Annotated in this window: 16 protein-coding genes; 11 read left to right on the top strand and 5 right to left on the bottom strand. The window is 63.4% G+C overall.

Features of this window, described 5'->3' with window-relative positions:
- Positions 1–100: 100 nt before the first annotated feature.
- The 3 genes from lexA to DNK49_RS11445 all read left to right on the top strand — a co-directional run bounded on the left by lexA (position 101) and on the right by DNK49_RS11445 (position 2,894).
- Positions 101–709, top strand: coding sequence for a transcriptional repressor LexA (lexA, locus tag DNK49_RS11455; RefSeq protein ID WP_110524651.1), 609 nt, complete (start codon positions 101–103; stop codon positions 707–709).
- A 104-nt stretch (positions 710–813) separates the two neighbouring features.
- Positions 814–1,461, top strand: coding sequence for a translesion DNA synthesis-associated protein ImuA (gene imuA / locus DNK49_RS11450; RefSeq protein WP_110524649.1), 648 nt, complete (start codon positions 814–816; stop codon positions 1,459–1,461).
- The gene (locus DNK49_RS11445) at positions 1,449–2,894 is read left to right on the top strand and encodes a Y-family DNA polymerase (RefSeq protein ID WP_110524647.1); all 1,446 of its coding nucleotides are present in this window, start codon (positions 1,449–1,451) and stop codon (positions 2,892–2,894) included. Before imuA ends, DNK49_RS11445 begins: the two co-directional genes overlap by 13 nt.
- Positions 2,895–2,928: 34 nt before the next feature.
- Here DNK49_RS11445 and DNK49_RS11440 read toward each other — a convergent pair whose 3' ends face one another.
- The gene (locus DNK49_RS11440; RefSeq protein ID WP_243632329.1) at positions 2,929–3,219 is read right to left on the bottom strand and encodes a 4a-hydroxytetrahydrobiopterin dehydratase; all 291 of its coding nucleotides are present in this window, start codon (positions 3,217–3,219) and stop codon (positions 2,929–2,931) included.
- Between the two features lie 247 nt (positions 3,220–3,466).
- Between DNK49_RS11440 and DNK49_RS11435 the strand changes: the two genes are divergently transcribed.
- Positions 3,467–3,733 (top strand): AbrB/MazE/SpoVT family DNA-binding domain-containing protein, encoded by a 267-nt coding sequence (locus DNK49_RS11435; RefSeq protein ID WP_110524643.1) that lies wholly within the window; start codon positions 3,467–3,469, stop codon positions 3,731–3,733.
- A complete protein-coding gene (locus DNK49_RS11430) occupies positions 3,730–4,128 on the top strand; it encodes a type II toxin-antitoxin system VapC family toxin (protein ID WP_110524641.1) in 399 nt (132 codons plus the stop codon). Before DNK49_RS11435 ends, DNK49_RS11430 begins: the two co-directional genes overlap by 4 nt.
- Positions 4,129–4,133: 5 nt before the next feature.
- On the opposite strand, the gene DNK49_RS11425 is transcribed toward DNK49_RS11430, so the two are convergent.
- Complete coding sequence (locus DNK49_RS11425) at positions 4,134–7,763, bottom strand: DUF748 domain-containing protein (RefSeq protein WP_110524639.1); 3,630 nt, start codon at positions 7,761–7,763, stop codon at positions 4,134–4,136.
- A 136-nt stretch (positions 7,764–7,899) separates the two neighbouring features.
- Here DNK49_RS11425 and DNK49_RS11420 point away from each other — a divergent pair, with 136 nt between their 5' ends.
- Complete coding sequence (locus tag DNK49_RS11420) at positions 7,900–9,108, top strand: BaiN/RdsA family NAD(P)/FAD-dependent oxidoreductase (protein ID WP_110524636.1); 1,209 nt, start codon at positions 7,900–7,902, stop codon at positions 9,106–9,108.
- Positions 9,109–9,183: 75 nt separating this feature from the next.
- Positions 9,184–9,993 (top strand): UDP-2,3-diacylglucosamine diphosphatase, encoded by an 810-nt coding sequence (locus DNK49_RS11415; RefSeq protein WP_110524635.1) that lies wholly within the window; start codon positions 9,184–9,186, stop codon positions 9,991–9,993.
- On the opposite strand, the gene DNK49_RS11410 is transcribed toward DNK49_RS11415, so the two are convergent.
- Complete coding sequence (locus DNK49_RS11410) at positions 9,985–11,217, bottom strand: MFS transporter (protein ID WP_110524973.1); 1,233 nt, start codon at positions 11,215–11,217, stop codon at positions 9,985–9,987. The two genes, DNK49_RS11415 and DNK49_RS11410, sit on opposite strands and share 9 nt — an antisense overlap.
- 145 nt (positions 11,218–11,362) lie before the next feature.
- On the opposite strand from DNK49_RS11410, the gene DNK49_RS11405 reads away from it, so the two are divergent.
- From DNK49_RS11405 to DNK49_RS11390, 4 genes are all read left to right on the top strand, one after another.
- On the top strand, positions 11,363–11,830 hold the full coding sequence (locus tag DNK49_RS11405; protein WP_110524633.1) for a hemerythrin domain-containing protein: 468 nt from the start codon (positions 11,363–11,365) through the stop codon (positions 11,828–11,830).
- Positions 11,827–12,048, top strand: a complete 222-nt coding sequence (locus DNK49_RS11400) for a DUF2249 domain-containing protein (protein ID WP_110524631.1) — start codon at positions 11,827–11,829, stop codon at positions 12,046–12,048. Before DNK49_RS11405 ends, DNK49_RS11400 begins: the two co-directional genes overlap by 4 nt.
- Entirely contained in the window at positions 12,045–13,337 is a 1,293-nt protein-coding gene (locus DNK49_RS11395) for a hypothetical protein (RefSeq protein ID WP_110524629.1), read from the top strand. Before DNK49_RS11400 ends, DNK49_RS11395 begins: the two co-directional genes overlap by 4 nt.
- A gap of 150 nt (positions 13,338–13,487) precedes the next feature.
- On the top strand, positions 13,488–13,853 hold the full coding sequence (locus tag DNK49_RS11390; RefSeq protein ID WP_110524627.1) for a VanZ family protein: 366 nt from the start codon (positions 13,488–13,490) through the stop codon (positions 13,851–13,853).
- A 132-nt stretch (positions 13,854–13,985) separates the two neighbouring features.
- Here the strand turns inward: DNK49_RS11390 and DNK49_RS11385 are convergent, their stop codons facing one another.
- Together DNK49_RS11385 and DNK49_RS11380 are read right to left on the bottom strand one after the other, a co-directional pair.
- Positions 13,986–15,353, bottom strand: a complete 1,368-nt coding sequence (locus DNK49_RS11385; protein ID WP_110524625.1) for an HlyD family type I secretion periplasmic adaptor subunit — start codon at positions 15,351–15,353, stop codon at positions 13,986–13,988.
- Positions 15,341–16,453 carry a glycosyltransferase gene (locus tag DNK49_RS11380; protein WP_165843310.1) on the bottom strand — a complete coding sequence of 371 codons (1,113 nt, stop codon included), beginning with the start codon at positions 16,451–16,453 and terminating at the stop codon, positions 15,341–15,343. The genes DNK49_RS11385 and DNK49_RS11380 overlap by 13 nt, the downstream gene beginning before the upstream one ends.
- Positions 16,454–16,800 lie beyond the last annotated feature (347 nt).

Genomic DNA, 16,800 nt, shown 5'->3' with positions numbered 1-16,800 from the left:
GGCCAGGCTCAAGATGCAGTGCGTCATTCAACATTTGCTGATGCAGCTTGCCTTCGCCGATCAGCTGTTTAAAATTACAGTTCAACAAAGGACACACCTCATGACTGCCCGCTCCGAGAATCTGACCGCACGCCAGCAGGAAATCCTCGACTTCATCCGCCAGACGGTCGAAAGCGAAGGCCGCCCCCCCACGCGTGCCGAAGTCTGCACTGCCTTCGGCTTCCGCTCGCCCAACGCGGCCGAAACCCATCTGCGCGCACTCGCTGCCAAAGGCGCCATCCTGCTTGAAGAAGGCCGTGCGCGTGGCATCCGCCTGGCCGAGGCCCTCGGCCTGCCGCTGATCGGCCGGGTGGCTGCCGGCAGCCCCATCCTGGCCACCGAACACATCGAAAAGCATTTCCAGCTTGACCCTGCGCTGTTTTCACCACGCGCCGATTACCTGCTGCGGGTGCGTGGCCTGAGCATGCGCGACGCCGGCATCCTGGATGGCGACCTGCTCGCGGTGCACCGTACTACCGAAGCCCGCAACGGCCAGATCGTGATCGCCCGGCTCGATGACGAGGTCACCGTCAAGACCCTGCAGCGCAAGGGCAACACGGTTGAGCTACTGCCGGCCAATCCAGACTTTGCCCCCATTGTGGTCGACCTGCGCAGCACCCCACTGAGCATCGAAGGCATCATGGTCGGGCTGATCCGCAAGGATCACTGAAGGGCCGTCACACTGCAGCGGAGCCCGCACAACCGGGGCACGCCCACCAGCGTTACGTTTTTCACCGTTACCCTCCCCCAACCAGGCCCCCTGCACACATCATCATGAGCACGGCCACCGCCCTCGCCACCCTGCCGCCCGGCCTGGTCTGGCAAGCACGCCAGCTGGCGCAGCAGCAGGGTCCGGTGCTGCCCACCGGCCATGCCGCACTGGATGCCGAGTTGCCCGGCGGCGGCTGGCCAGGCGCGGGCATCATCGAGTTGCTGCACGACCACCCCGGCATTGGCGAGCTTTCGCTGCTGCTACCGGTGCTGTGCCAAGGGGCTTCCCGGCGCTGGCAAGCCTGGATCTGCCCCCCCTGGCAGCCTTACGCACCGGCACTGCAGGCGGCCGGCATCGACCTCGACGCGGTGCTGCTGATCACCCCCGACAACCCTGCCGCCGCCCTTTGGGCCTGCCGCCAGACGCTGGCTTCGGGCAACTGCAGTGCAGTGCTGGCCTGGCTGCCCCGCATCGACAATACCGGCCTTCGTCGACTGCAGCTGGCCTCCGAAGATGGGGCGACGCCACTTTTCCTGTTCCGCTCACGCAACAGCGCACGCCAGCCCTCGCCCGCCCCCTTGCGGCTCGCCCTGTCCGGGGCAAACGGTCAGTTGCGCATCGACATCGTCAAGCGCCGGGGCCCGTTAAGCCATCGTCCGGTGTTACTGCCCTATGCATCGCTGATGCACGGCTCGTCATGCGCTGGCTAGCCCTGATCCTGCCCGACCTGGCACTGCAGACCCACCTGCGCGGCATTGCCGAACCCGGAGCGATCGCAATTACCGACCCTGGCCCCCCAGTTCGTGTGCTGGCGGTTTCTCACGCAGCACGGCTGGCCGGCATCCAGCCCGGCCATAGTGTGCCTGCCGCGCTGGCCATGCTGCCCGGGCTTCAGTTACGCCCCCGGGACCGGATGGCAGAACAGGCCCTGCTGCAGGAAGTAGCCTGCTGGGCCAGCGCCTACACGCCCCGCCTCAGCCTGGACCCACCCGATGGCATCGTGCTCGACATTGCCGCCACCCTGAAGCTGTTCGGTGGTGCCGACGCGATCGAGCAAACACTGCATGAGGGCCTGCGCCATCAGGGTTTGCGGATAGCGACCGCTCAGGCGCCCACCCCGCTCGCTGCACGCTGGCTGGCACGCTGCCCGACCCCGCATCGGCCACACGTCCCAGCGGACTGGCAGGCCCGTCTGGATGCACTACCGCTTGATCTGCTTGCCGACGGCAGCGATGTCAGCCCGGCCAGTCTGGCCTTACTGGCGGACATCGGTCTTCGCACAATGGGAGAAGTCCGCACGCTGCCGCGCGCCGGGCTGGCTCGCCGCCAGGCTAGTGCCGTCATCCAGACACAGGCCCGTGCTTATGGCGAGACACCCGACTTGCGCACCGAGTTCGTGCCACCACCCAGCTATCGCAGCCATCTGCCGCTGAGCTGGCCCACCATTCAGATCGACCCCCTGCTGTTTGCCAGCAGGCGCCTGATCGCCGGGCTGTGCAGCTGGCTGACTGCACGCCATGCCGGCATTGACCACTGTCGCCTGACGCTGATCCATGAACGTGGAGGAGAACAGGCCATCGACATCCTGACCGGTACGCCCAGCCGCAACGAAGCCCAGCTCAATCTGCTGGTACGCGAACACCTTGGCAGGATCGAACTCAGCCAGGCAATCGACAGCCTGGCGATCGAGGCGCGTGAACCGCGGCCACTGGTACAGCCGGTCGGCGACCTGTTTGGCGACCCTGCAGGCGGGCGCGAGCACGCCAGCATGCTGGTGGATCGTCTGCGCGCACGGCTTGGGCTGGAAGGTGTCAGGCAATTGCGCAGCCGTAACGACCATCGACCTGAACGCGCTTCACAAGCAATTCCCTTCGATCCGCGTCCAAGCAGATCGCCCCCCATCGCCACACAACGCCCTCGCGGCGACCGTCCCTTATGGTTGCTGCCCCAGGCTCGCCCCATTGCCGACCCCGCCCGCTTGCGCCTGCTACGCGGCCCTGAACGCATCGAAACCGGTTGGTGGGACGGGCAGGACATCCGGCGCGACTACTACCTTGCCGAAACACCCGACGCCGCGCGGTGGTGGATCTTTCAGGAACTCGATCCACCCCAAGCCTGGTTCGTGCACGGCTACTTTGCCTGAGGGCGCAAAACCTGAGGGCAAAACAGGCCGCAGTTCAGGCAGGCGGCAGCAGGCTGTCGATGAAGCGCGCCAGCTCAAGATCGCGTGTGCTGAGCCCGCCAGCGTCATGAGTCGTCAATACGATGCGCACCCGGTTATAGACGTTGGTCCACTCCGGATGATGATCCATCTTCTCCGCCTGCAAGGCCACCCGGCTCATGAAGCCAAAAGCCGCATTGAAGTCTGCAAAACGGAGATCACGCGCAATCGCATCCCGCCCGTCGACCCGTTGCCATGCGGGCAGGCTGTCCAGCGCCGCCTGCCGTTCGCCATCGCTCAGTTTCATCGTCATCCTCCGTCAATCACATTCAAGAACGCTCAGCGGCACAAGCCATTCGACCCTGGAACATCAACCCTATCATCATGCAGGATAGGGAAGTCGTCTATCAATCGAATACCGCGTTTGGAACGGATCGCTCCTTGCTGTTTGTGGAGCAGACTGCTTGCTTCCGGTCTGGAGCAGCATGCACCATTGACCGTAAGGTAATTTTACATTACCGTTTGAAGCAAGCAAGGCGCTCAGGAGACCCACAATGACATCGGTTGCAGTCACAGTAAAAGGACAGGTCACGCTCAAGCGGGAGTTGCTGCAACATCTCGGCATCAAACCGGGGGAACGGATCGACTTTGAAAAGCTGCCTGGCGGCGAGCTACGGGTACGGGCCGCACGGCCAACCGCCACCATCGAAGGCTTTTTTCATGCCCTTGATGGCAAGGTGAAGCTGCATAATCCGCTGACGATTGAAGAGATGAACGATATTGCTGCGGCAGGCTGGGCGGGGCAGCTGGATGACGAATGAAGATCACCGCAGACACCAATGTACTCGCCCGTGCGATCCTGCAAGACGATCCCGCCCAATGCCACACCGCGCGCAAGCTGCTCAAGGACGCAAGCCTGATTGCAGTTTCGTTGCCGTCTCTTTGCGAACTGGTCTGGATACTGCGGCAAGGGGCCAAACTGCCTAAAGAAGACGTCGCTACCGCGATCCGGGCGCTACTCGATACCGCCAATGTCTCCATGAACCGGCCTGCTGTTGAGGCCGGGCTGGCCTTGCTGGAAGCCGGTGGCGATTTCGCCGATGGCATCATGGCGCACGAAGGAAAATGGCTGGGTGGCGAAACCTTTGTTTCGTTCGACAAAAAAGCCGTCACGTTGCTATCAAAGCAAGGCGAGGCCACCCAACTCCTGTCCTGACGGATTCAGCGCAGCGAGAAGTGCACCCGATGCCCCCCATCGGCAAGCTGTTCGCTGTTTGGCGATACAAGAAACACCCGGTCTGCCGCAACCTGCCCCTCCTGCACCAGCCAATCGCGCACCAACTGAGCCCGGCGCAAGGCCAAAGCCTTGAGGTCGGCCTCGCTCACCTTGATGTCCGCCAGCAGCAATGCTTCCATTTCCGCTGCCGGCAGGCGCTTGGCCAAACCAATCAGGTTGCGCGGTTTCTTGATGTCGGCGTCGTCGTAGACACTGGCAAGCAGCACCGGGTACTCCGCCTCGCTGACCTCCACCGCCTCCAGTGAGGGCGCCTCTTCGCCACGCTTGAGCGTTGCCTTCAGCTTTGCCGTACGGAGCTGATCAAGCAGCTTGTTGCGCCGGACGCCCTCAGTATCAAGCGCAGGATCAGCAATACCCGTAACGTCCAGGCGCAAGGCCGGACGATCGACCAGGGCTTGGGCCAGCATGCTCAGCTTATCGACCTGAGCCTCACCAAGGTGCGCCAGACCGGGGTCGAACTCGAGCTGTGACAGCTCCTCACCGCCACCAACCCCCGACGCCAGCAAGGAGAACGGCGATGTGATGGCCTTGCCCACGAGGTTGAACAAAGCCCGCACCACCAAGCCGAACACGCTGAACTCCGGGTCGTCCATGGTACCGCTGACCGGCAGGTTGATGTCAATTTCGCCACGCCCGTTCTTCAGCAGTGAGACTGCCAGTTGCACGGGCAGCTTGAGCGCATCCGGGCTGTCCACCGCGTCGCCAAACGTCAGCTGGTCCAGAAAGATGCGGTTTTTCGCCTCGAGCTTGCGCTCCTCGATACGGTAGTTGAGGTCCGCAGAAAGCTTGCCCTTCTGAATGCCATAGCCGACGTACTTGCCAGAGTAACTCGACAGGCCGGTCAGCTCGAAATCCTTCACAGAAGCATCGATGTTCAGGTATTGATCCTGACGAAAGGGGTTGAGCTCTCCCTCGATCCTGACCGCCGCCGCGTTATCCACCTTGCCGTCCAGCTTGAGTTTGGCGATGGAGCCTGGATCCGAGGACAAGCCGCTCAACTCGCCGGCCAGCCCGGTCAGGTTAGCGTCGTAATTTGGTCGGACGAAGCGGTCGCTGAACGCCACATTGCCGCCCTTGAGCACGATACGACCGATTCTGACGGGCGGCGACTCACTGAGCTGCGCGCCATCGGTCAAGGCCTCGGCAGCACGCTCGGCCTCGGCTTGCGCCGGATCGGCCGGACGGATCTCACGCAGGTTCAGCGCCCCATCCTCACTCAGTATCAGACGGGTGTAGAAATCGGTGAGCGCAACATCGCGCACCCCCAGGGCAAACGGAAGCTGCAGATCGATGCCGCTGATGCTCAGTGCCCGCCAACGGACGAAATCCGTGGCATTGAGACGATCGACGGAAGCGAAGTTCGCAACCCCGAGATCGCCCTTGAACGCCCCAACCGGGCTGCCGTCACGGGCGAGCTGAAGCTCCAGCGCGCCCTTGCTGCTCAGGCTACCTCGCGAGATGGCAATCTTGGTCTGCTCCAGCACATAGGGCTGCAAGGGCAACAGATCGATGTCACTGGCATCCAGCTGCATCGATACCTTGAGCGGATCGAGCACGACCGTGCCCGCAGCACCCAGCTTGCCGCGGCGGTTGATGCGGCTGTCCAGTTCCAGTTTCAGCGCTTCGCCCTTGGTGGTGGAGAAGTTGTCGACCTTGAGCGCGATGCCGTCCACCGCCAGCACGACAGGCTTGCCCGCCGTGCGGTCCTCCAGCCTGACCGAGGTCCCATCGATCGCCAGCGTATCCACCACGACCGACCAATCTGCCTCCTGACCCGTCTGCGCGGCCTTGGCAGGCGTGGATCGGGCAGACTGAGGCCCCATCAGCGACACTAGGTCGAGCTGACCGTTGCGCAGACGTACTGCAGACACGGACGCGCCACTGATGCCAACCTCACCCACCTTGACGCTACGCTCCGACAACACCAATCGAGCATCGGCAATCACGAGTTTGGGCACCTGGATTGCGTTGCTCCTGGCACCCTTGAGCCCCAGAGTAAAGTCGGTCAGATTGAGACTCTCGAGATCGATCTCGACATCCGGCCCAGCCTCGGCCAAGGTCAGTCGGTAACGCAACTGGCCATTGAGCACCCCACCCCGGATCTCGCCACCCGGCAACATGCTGGCCAGATAGGGCGCATACCGCCCTGGCTGGACCTGCTCCAGGCTCAGGTTGCCGGCCAGCTCGAAAGGCTCCAGACGCAAGGCGTCCTGGTGACTAAGCCTCTCCCCGCCGTCAGTCACGTAATCCAGGCGGATTTCGGCCGGCATGTCTCCAGTATTGGTCAGATCGCGAAGATCGAGGTTGATCTCGTTGATGCTGGCACGGAAGGGACCGGGCACCGCCCGGTCTTCCAGGCGGATGACGCCATCCCGGATGCGGGCCGATGCCAGCAGGAAATCGATCGGCGCGCGCGCAGGAGCAGGCGTTGCAGGTTGTGGTGACGCCTTGGCCTGTGCCTTGACAGGTGGCTTGCCCTTGGCCTTTGCCACCGCTGCATCCTGCTTCGTCTGCGGCAGCATCTGCAGCAGGTTGAGCCCCCCATCGGCCAGGCGCACGACATCGATCTCGGGCTGCATCAAGCGCAGACGGGTGAAGTGGTACTTGCCCGCCAGCGGCTGGACATCCACCAGTTCGACCCCGAACTCACCCAGCGCGACCGCTGCCTGCCCAGCCTTGTCCAGCATCACCAACTGCTCGATCTGCGCCTGACCGCGCAAACCCACGCGAGGCGCAGCATCAGCCGGTTGGGAGAAGGACAGCTCGAGTTCCGCTCCCAGACGCCCTGAAGTCAGCTGGAATGCGGGTTCGAAGGGCAGGTAAGCCATCCACGGAGCGAGGTCGAAGTCCTTTACCGCGAACTCGAGCACGGTCTCACGTTCTTCGCCAAAGGGCTTGGTCCGACCCGACAGGCCAAAAGCCTGCCCATTGACCGCGGCCGACAAGGCCGGTTCGACGAACACATCGACCTTGACCGGCAGGTTGGAAACAAAAGGAACACCGATCTCCAGACCGGTCACTTCATGCTTCAGCCCCTCGACCCGATCGTCAATATCGACCCGGCCACCGCTGACACGGATATTGCCGATCGAGAACAGCGCATCACCCTCGCTGTCATTGCCGGGCAGCGCGGCGATGCGCTCGACCACGTCACTCCAGTTGTGTTGCCCCTGCGGCAAGCGAACCAGGTTCAAGACCAAGCCATCGAGCGCCAGTTCATGCAGCACCGGGCCACCACGAACCACAGATTCCAACTCGAGATTGACCTTCAGGCGCGCAAATGACAGTGCAGGTGCGCTGTCATCGGCCTCCATGACCCTAACCCCGCGCAGCTCTGCAGCCAGCGTGAAGGGGTTGAAGGACACCGTATCCACCGTGACACTGCGCCCAAGCAGATCGCTTGCGATCTGCTGCGCATAATGACGCGCAACCGGCGGCACCACACCAAAGCCCAGCACCGCTATTGTCAGCAGGATGCCGCCAGCCCATTTCGCCGGCCGGGCGAAACGCGTCAGCGGGGCTTGATCGCCCGTACCGGGGGAAGAATCAGACATTCAGAAAAGCTCCAGGCGCGTACATTTGTTATTCGACTATCTTCACTAGATCTGCGCAAGCCTGCGGCCTGCACGGATTTGCCGCGGATGAGCACCGGGCGTATTCTGCGCCGCTTTCAGCACTACAGACACCATTGTGAAGCAACAGCATTTCGACCTCGTTGTCATCGGCGCCGGCGCCGCCGGCATGATGTGTGCTGCAACGGCCGGCCAGCGCGGTCGTCGCGTGCTGTTACTGGACCACGCCACCCGCCTGGCAGAAAAGATCCGCATTTCGGGCGGCGGCCGGTGCAACTTCACCAACCGGCGTGTCGGTGCCGAACATTACCTCAGCCGCAACCCCCACTTCGTGCGCTCGGCGCTTTCCCGCTACACGGCGCGCGATTTTATCGAGCTTATCGAGCGCCATGGAATCTCTTATCACGAACGTGACTGGGGACAGCTGTTTTGTGATGATTCCGCACAACAGATCATCGACATGTTACGTGCAGAATGCGAAGACGGCAGCGTGCAATGGCGCATGCCGACGACCGTTCAGTCGATCGAGCGTATCGAGGATGCCGCCGCGCGTTTCGTCGTCCACACCGAACACGGGCCGGTATCCTGTCAAAGTCTGGTGATCGCCACCGGCGGCTTGTCCATCCCCAAGATTGGCGCCAGCCCCTTTGGCTACCGGATTGCAGAACAATTCGGCCTGCCGGTCGTCCCGCCCCGCCCAGCCCTGGTGCCGCTGACCTTGTCGCCCGAGACCCTTGCGCGGCTGGCACCGCTGGCGGGTGCATCGTTTGATGTTGAAGCCAGCTGCCGCGGCCCTGCGTTCCGCGAAGCCGCACTGATCACCCACCGTGGCTTGTCTGGCCCCTCCATCCTTCAGGCGTCCAGCTACTGGCAGGCCCAAGCCTATGAGGCGGACGACTGGGCCCCAGTCAGCCTCAACCTGCTTCCGGGCATCAGCGCCGAAGGCTGGCTGATGGAGCATGCTGGCGAACGTGGTCTGCTCGCCAATCTGTTGTCGCAGCGCCTGCCACGACGCTTCGCCCACGCCTGGTGTGAACTTCACGGTTTCGAAAAACCGGTCAATCAGTTCCGCCATGCTGAACTGCGTCAGATTGCCGCCCTGCTCGAAGCCTGGCCGATCACACCCTCGGGTACGCAGGGATACGCCAAGGCCGAAGTCACCCTCGGTGGAGTGGATACGCATCAACTCTCGTCAAAGACCATGGAGGCCCGCCAGGTGCCCGGTTTGTACTTTGTCGGCGAAGTGATGGATGTCACCGGCCATCTCGGTGGCTACAACTTCCAGTGGGCCTGGTCTTCGGGCTACGCCGCCGGCCTGCACGCCTGAGATCAGACCACCTTCATCACCCTGTCACACCGCGGCCCTACGCTTGTCGGCGATTTTCATCGTCACAGGCCGCACATGCAGGAGCAACAGGTTCGCGCGATCTTTCTGTCCGATATCCACCTGGGCACCCGCGGTTGCCAGGCGGAGCGGCTGCTGGATTTTCTTCGTCACCATGAATCGCAGTATCTGTTCCTGGTGGGCGACATCGTCGACTTCTGGGCGATGAGCCGCGGCATTCACTGGACCAGCACCCAGAACACGGTGGTTCAGAAAGTGCTTCGGCGTGCGCGCAAGGGCACGCAGGTGATCTTTGTGCCCGGCAACCATGACGAGGCCTTGCGCGAATACTGCGGCACCACCTTCGGCGACATCCGGGTGGAATACGACTACATCCACCAGACCGCCGACGGACGCCGCTTCCTGCTGGTGCATGGCGACGAATACGACCAGGTCACCCGCCATCATCGCTGGGTTGCGGTACTGGGCGATGTCGCCTACAACCTGTTGGTGCGCATCAACAATGGCCTGTCGCGAATCCGCCGGCGGCTGGGGGTGTCCGGCTACTGGTCATTGGCGGGTTACGCCAAGCGCAAGGTCAAGACCGCGGTCAATTTCATCTTCGACTTCGAGGACTCGGTGATGCACGGCGCGCGCGAGAAAGGCGTGGATGGCGTGATCTGCGGTCACATCCACTGGGCTACCATCCGCGAAGTCGACGGCCTGACCTATGTCAATTGTGGCGACTGGGTCGACAGCTGCACCGCCATCATCGAGCACTTCGATGGCCGTCTGGAGTTGGTTCAATGGGGCGTTACCGCTGCCGTCCCTGCCAGCGCTACCCAAGCCCCCGAGTCGGTCGGCAGCGAGACACCTGCCCTACATTGACGTGCTGGCGCCACGCGAGCGCCGCCACGGCAGCAGCGGCAGGTAAAACAGCAGCTGCACGACAATCAAGCCACCAAACGATAGCGACAGCGCAGCAGACATGTCGCGCCCACCCGCCTGCAGCGCATCGAGCGCCAGCCCCAGCCCCCACTGCACCACAAACGCGCCGGCAAACGCCATCAGGTTGATCGCGGTGGCAACACGGGCAAAGACTTCGCGCGGAAAATTGGACGCGGTCGCCAGATAGCTTTGCGAATTCACCGAAGACAGCACGCCAAGCAGGAACCACAACACCATCAGCGGCCCCAGATCCAGCAGAATCGCCCCCTGCACCAGCAACATGCCGGCAAAACCGAACTGGATCAAGTTCAGCGGCCGGACCCCGCGACTTGCCAGACGGACACCCAGCACGCCAATGGAAAGCTGACCGGCAAGCATGCCGATGTTGAGCGCCATCAACTGCCCCGCCGCCTGCGCCAGCGTCAGACCATTGACGTTCATCAGCCAGGGCACCGCCCACAGGCTCTGCATCGCCATGAAGCCCCCGGTGAAGAACATCGACGAACCGGCAAAGCGCAGGAAGGCCGGCGCCACAAAGATCTGCCCGACCGAGCGCAAGGCCGCGCCCAGGGTTTCCTTGCCGGCATGGCTGGCCTCGTCGGGCAGCGACAGGAACACCCATACCGCGATGACGAGCGCCAGCCCGGCAATGATCCAGAACACCCCGCGCCAGCCCATGATCGGCAGCAGGGCCTCGACCGGCGCACTGGCAGTCAGCGCGCCCAACGCACCCGCAGCCATGATGAAACCCGTCATCGAGCTTTGCCGCTCGGCGGGATACCACATCGCGAAGCCTTTAAGTGCCGCCATCAGGCAGGCCGAAACGCCCACGCCGATCAGCGCCCGCGCGCTACCGAGCGTGGCCATCGAATCACCCAGCGCAAACGCCACCCCACCCAGCGCGGTCAGCAGCATCAGCGCCCCTTCCACCCGACGCGGGCCAAAGCGGTCCAGCGCAATCCCCACCGGAATCTGCGCCAGCCCGAACGCGAGAAAATAAGTGCTGGTCAGCAGCCCAAGATCGGCTGCCGACAGGCTCAGCTCACGAGTCAGTTCCGGCGAGATCACCGCATTGACGGTGCGCAACAGGTAGGAAAGGTAGTAACCCAATGCGAACGGGAGAAAGATCCGTCCCCAGGCAGAGGGTGCAAGCGTGCCGCTCATTCGACTCGTCCGATCTGCAAAGGCGGCATTCTGCCCGCTTCGCACCGTTTTGGGGCTTGGGGTAAACCAAATTGCGATCTTGACCCGAATCAAGGCCGGGCGCTGCGCCGTGCGGACAATCAGCACCATCCCAACGGAGCTGCCCATGACCCCACTTGCCACCCTGATGACCAATGACCACCGTGCCTGCGACCATGCGCTGGCCAGTGCCGAAAAACACGTGCTGCAGCGCAACTGGCCTGCCGCCCGCCTGGCACTCGGGCGCTTTGCCGACATGCTGAGCGCCCACTTCGACGCCGAGGAGCAGACCCTGTTTCCACGCTTCGAGGCCGCCACCGGCATGACCGGCGGCCCCACCGCGGTGATGCGTGCAGAACATGCCGAGATGCGGATCCTGCTCGACAATCTGCAGGCTGCCATCGACGGCCAGGATGGCGACGAGTTCGCCGGCGAAGCCGAAACCTTGCTGATCATGATCCAGCAGCACAACATGAAGGAAGAAAACATCCTCTACCCCATTTGCGATGCCAGGCTGGCCGAGCAGGCCGGCGAGCTTGTCACCCTGCTGGCCGAACAACTGGGTCAGCGCGCCGCAACGGAAATCACGTCATGAGCCCCCATCACGTCATCGACGCCCGCGGCCTGGAACCCCCCGAGCCGTTCGAGAAGGCGATGGAGGCAGTTGCCGACCTGCTGCCCGGTGAAAGTGTCACGCTGGTACTCGATCGCATGCCGCATCCACTGTTCAGGGTGCTGGAGCGCGATGGCTACCGCTATAGCCCGCTGATCCGCGATGACGGCGCGGTCGAGATCCTGATCGAGCGTCCATGAGCAGCCCGGGTGCCGGGCTCGGCTACGACGCCACCCCGCCTTTCTCCGCGCCGCTGCGCTTCTTCCTGAGCGCACCGCTGTTCAGTGCAGCCGCAGGTGGGCTGCTGCTGGCCGACCCAGGCCTGCTGGCGTCGCGCTGGACACCGGGCGCGCTGGCCATCGTCCATCTGCTGGCCCTTGGCTTCTTGCTGCAGGTCATGCTGGGTGCCCTGCTGCAGATCCTGCCGGTGGTTGCCGGCGCGAGCTTTCGCGCACCGCTGCGCGTTGCCGGGCTGACTCATGCAGGCCTGTGCGCAGGCAGTCTGGCGCTCGTGCTCGGCTTCCTGACCGGCATCCCGGCCTTGCTGCAGGCAGGCGGCGGGCTGCTCGGCATCACGCTGGCCGGCTTTCTGATCGCCGCGGCAAACGCCATCCGGCACGCCCCCGGGACCGCTGCGCCCGGTCAGACCCCCAGAGACCTGCGCCTGGCGCTGGGCGGCTTGCTGGTTGCCGCCATGCTCGGGCTGGCGCTGACACTGGCACTGACGCGCGGCTGGGGCCTGCCCATCGATTTCGTGCAGCAAGTCAATCTGCATGCTGGCTGGGCCATGCTGGGTTGGGCGGGCATCCTGCTAGCAGCCACCAGCTGGGTGGTGGTGCCAATGTTCCATATCACCCCGGCTTATCCGGTGAGGCTGACGCGGTGGTGGGCGCCGCTTGCCCTGGCCTTGCTGATCATCTGGAACGTGGGAACGGTCAGCGGCGCCCCTGCTTTCGCGCTTGTCACCGGCTTGCTGCTGTTGGCACTGGCCGCGGTGTTTCCGCTCGCCACCCTGAGGCAGCAGGCGCGCACCCGACGCAGCCAGCCCGATGCGGCTTTCGGTGCCTTTCGACTGGCGATGATCGCCCTGCTGGCAGGGCTGACGGCACTGATTCCGGCGACACTCACTGACCAGACGCACTGGCACGTGCTCGCCGGCATCCTGCTGCTGCACGGCGGCTTTGGTGGTGCGACCCGCGCCATGCTGTACAAGATCGTACCCTTTCTCGCCTGGTTGCACCTGACGCAAGCCGGCATCAAGGCCCCCAACGTGCGCAAGCTGATGCCAGAGGCGCAGGCCCGCGCACAGCTGCGCCTTCATGCCCTCACCCTGCTGAGCTTGATCGTGGCCATGTTCATCCCCCTTGCCGGACACCTGGCCGGAGCCCTGCTGTTCGTCGAGTCGCTGTGGCTGTGGTGGAATCTCGCCAGCGTCGCCCGGATCTGGCACAAACAGCAAGCGGCGCGGTCCGCACCCGCAGCGGTCTGAACCTGCGCACCTTCGGTCTCTGCGCAACCGTAACCAGCCATGCGCGGGACCGAAGGCGGACCACCCGCCCCTCTGTGGTGTCATCCGGTAACGTCTTCTGCAGTGCAGCACTGGTACCATGTCGGCCTTTCCCCAGCCGCCCGATACCCCATGCCGCCCTCCATCCGGACGCTGCTCCGTGCTCTTTTCGTCCTCGCCCTGATCGGCGTGTTCTGGCTGGCCCTGATGCCCGCACCCGAGGTCGTGAAACTGGTGAGCTGGCAGGACAAGATCGAACATGGCGTGCTGTTTGCCGCGCTGATGGGACTGGGCGCCCTGGCCTGGCCCCGCCACCTGCTCACCCTCGCGGCCATCCTGTTGCTTTACGGGGCGGCGATGGAAGTGGCGCAGTCCTTCACCGGCTATCGCTTCGGCGACATCTGGGACTGGCTGGCCGACACCCTGGGCATCGTCTTCATGATCGGCCTGCTGCGATTGATCCGCAGTGCGCGTCCGCGCAGCACGGACCGTCACTGAAAGCCCCCCCGGCAGCACTCCCTAAGCGCATCCCGTTCCACGCAAACCACCGACCATGGACGAGCTACCTGAAGCGCGCCCCGATAATTCCATATAGATACCCAAACAACATCAAGCACGATAGCGCATCATTCATCGTTCTCGGCCAGCCTCGTGCCAGGCCTTTTTCACGGGGGATAGCAGGTATTCCGCTACCGTACGACCGCCCAGCAGGATTTCAGCCGTGGTCTGCATGCCCACCGACAGCGGGTATCTCAACCCATCCGTCTCCAGCGCACTCGCGTCGAGCGTGACCAGGGCCTTGTAGCGCAGCGGGCGTTGACCGGCACCTTGCAGGCCCTTATCGCGGGCTTCTTCTTCGCTTTGGGCATCGGCACTCACGTGCTCGACGGTGCCTTGCCCCATACCGTACTTCTGGAAGGTGTAGGCGGCAAACTTGAGCTTCACTGTCTGCCCCGGCCGCACGAAGCCGATGTCCTCGTTGGACACCCAGACTTCGGCCTTGAGTTTTTCTTCTTGGGGCACGAGGCTGGCCAAGACGGTGCCGGGTTGCACCACGGTGCCGGACGTATGCGTGGCCAGATCCTTGATCACACCGTCCTGCGGGGCCTTCAATTCCAGCAGTTCCCGCCGGTGCTGCTGCTTCTCTTGTTCCTTGGATAGTTTGTCGATCTGCGCTTGCGCTTCATTGCGCTCCGTGTGCAACTGCCGCACGTAGTCGGCCTCGATCTGCCTCAACTTCTTCTGCGACTGGTCGATGCTGGCATGGGCGGAGGCGATCACGTGCCCTTGCGTGGCCAACTCTTGTTCCTTCTCGATGCGCTCGCGGCGTTTGTCCGAGGCCATCAAGCCACCGGCGAAGCCTTCCTTGACCAGGCGCTCGTAAGCCTTGTCCTGCTCGCGGTAATGCGGTAATACCGCTTCCAGGCGCTCTTTCTGCTGGCGGGCAGCAGCAAGTTCCTGCTGCGCCTTGACCAGACGGCTGCGTTCTTCTGCCAGTGCGGCGGCCAAGGCATCGCGGTTGGCCTGGTACTGCGCACCGGTTTCTCGCAACAGTGCCGCTGGAGCCTGAACTTCCGGCTGGAAAGGTTTGCCGCCGAGTTCGGCGTCAATGCGGGCAAGCGCAAGCCGCTTGCGGGCGTATTCGGCGGTGATGGCGTCCAGGTCGGCGTTAGTGATCAGCGCATCCATGCGCATCAGGGTTTGTCCAGCGCGTACGGTCTCGCCCTCGCGCACCAGGATTTCCTTGACGATGCCCGCTTCAGAAGGTTGTACGATCTTGAGGTAGCTGGCGGGCACCAGCTTGCCATCAGCCACCGCGACGATATCCAGCCGCCCGAGCAACGCCCAGAAGATGAGAAAGGTGACCAGCGCCAGGATGGCCCACAGCACGCGCCGTCCCTGCGGATGCGGTGCGCTGTGCTGCAAACGAATCAGCGGCAGATGGAAATCCAGATGATCGCTGTGAGCGTGCTGTACGAGGGACTTCAATTCAGGCATGCAGGTGGGCTCTCTTGTGGTTCTTGGGGCTTCTGATTACGGTCAGTGTTCCCGCCATTGAGGAAAGTACGCTCAATGAGGAACAGGCTTTGTTCGACAGCTTGGCTAGGCGAGTAATCGGCGTGGCGGCTTTGAAACGCACGAGCCGCTTGCCGATACGATGGGTTGTCGAGCAGTTCCTGCAGTGACGCAGTCACGCTGTCGGCATCGACCCGGCCACCGAGCAACTTGCCCGCGCCCAGAGCCTCCACCCGTTGGACAAAGAGCGCCTGCTCAACATGCCGGGGCCGCATGGCCAAGGGCACACCCGCAAGTAGGGCCTGAGTCGAGAAGCCCCTGTTGCCGTATCCCAAGGCCAGATCAGCAAGTTCAAGCAGGGGGGGCAGATCAAGCGGCGCGAGCGCAATGCGCAAACGCCGTGTCGCGCAATGTCTCGCTGCATCCGGGCTCATCCCAGGCGCGACACACAGCACTTCTGCATCCAGCCTGCCGAGCGCCTGCAAGATTGCCATGAAGCCCGGCACGGCGGGACGCAGGTAGGCCAGCACTTTGGGCTCCGCCCGGCTTTGCCAGGCGGCACGCAGCGCCTGAGGCACCGAGACGATGGGGCCGACATAGCGCCCCTCCGGCCGCGCGCCGTAGTGGTCGAGCTCGGCAAAGGTGTCCAGGATGTCATGCGCTCCAAACAAGTCGCGCACACGCACCATCCTGGTATGCCCCAGCGCTTTCTGCGCCGCGTCCAGTACGTGGTCGAGCCCAATCTCGGCCATAGTGAGCGCCTGATCAGAAACTGTCTCCCAAGGCCTAATCGAGGGCCAGGGAGAAGTAGCCGGAGGAATCGCAAAGCCGCTCCCAATGGACAAATGGGGAATGTCTGCCAGACGCGCGGCCAGCAAGGCTGTCGGCGCATGGTCGGCGACCAGCACATCGGGCCGTGCCAACGAAAACAATCCTTGCCAGGCGTTCAGCCGTGCGGCCACATCTCGCGCATCGGCAAACCCGCTGACACGCAGCACGTCGGCGTAGTTTACCGGCGCTCTGCCGCCAGCCCCCATTTGAGGCGTCAGGGGTGCGGCCAGCACGGTGATGCCGGGCGTCAAGGCCTGCCCAGCGGGTAGCCGAACGTCCTTGAGCGTCAAGGTCACTCCATGCCCGCGGGCCACGAGCCCTTGTGCCAGACGCAGGCACCGGGCGAGGTGGCCGAAGGCCTCGCCCAGTTCCCCAGGGCTATCGCACCTATCTGACATAGCGGAATCCAAAATCACGTTTACGGTCATGCATTTACAAAACCCCTGTTCACAGTCGCTGATTTTGTGTAGTTTCCTCGTCTTTTGGGGCTCCCATGACGACGAGGGAAGTGATGCCGCTCACGCAGGTGTTCGTCTCGATTTCCGACCCACGCAGCACCCGTCAGGTCAGACACGATCTGTCCGAACTGCTCACGGTG

The sequence above is a fragment of the Parazoarcus communis SWub3 = DSM 12120 genome, from assembly GCF_003226565.1.
Classification (GTDB): Bacteria; Pseudomonadota; Gammaproteobacteria; order Burkholderiales; family Rhodocyclaceae; genus Parazoarcus; species Parazoarcus communis.
Note: the sequence above shows the minus strand (reverse complement) of the source record. Positions and strands in the feature narration are given on the sequence as shown.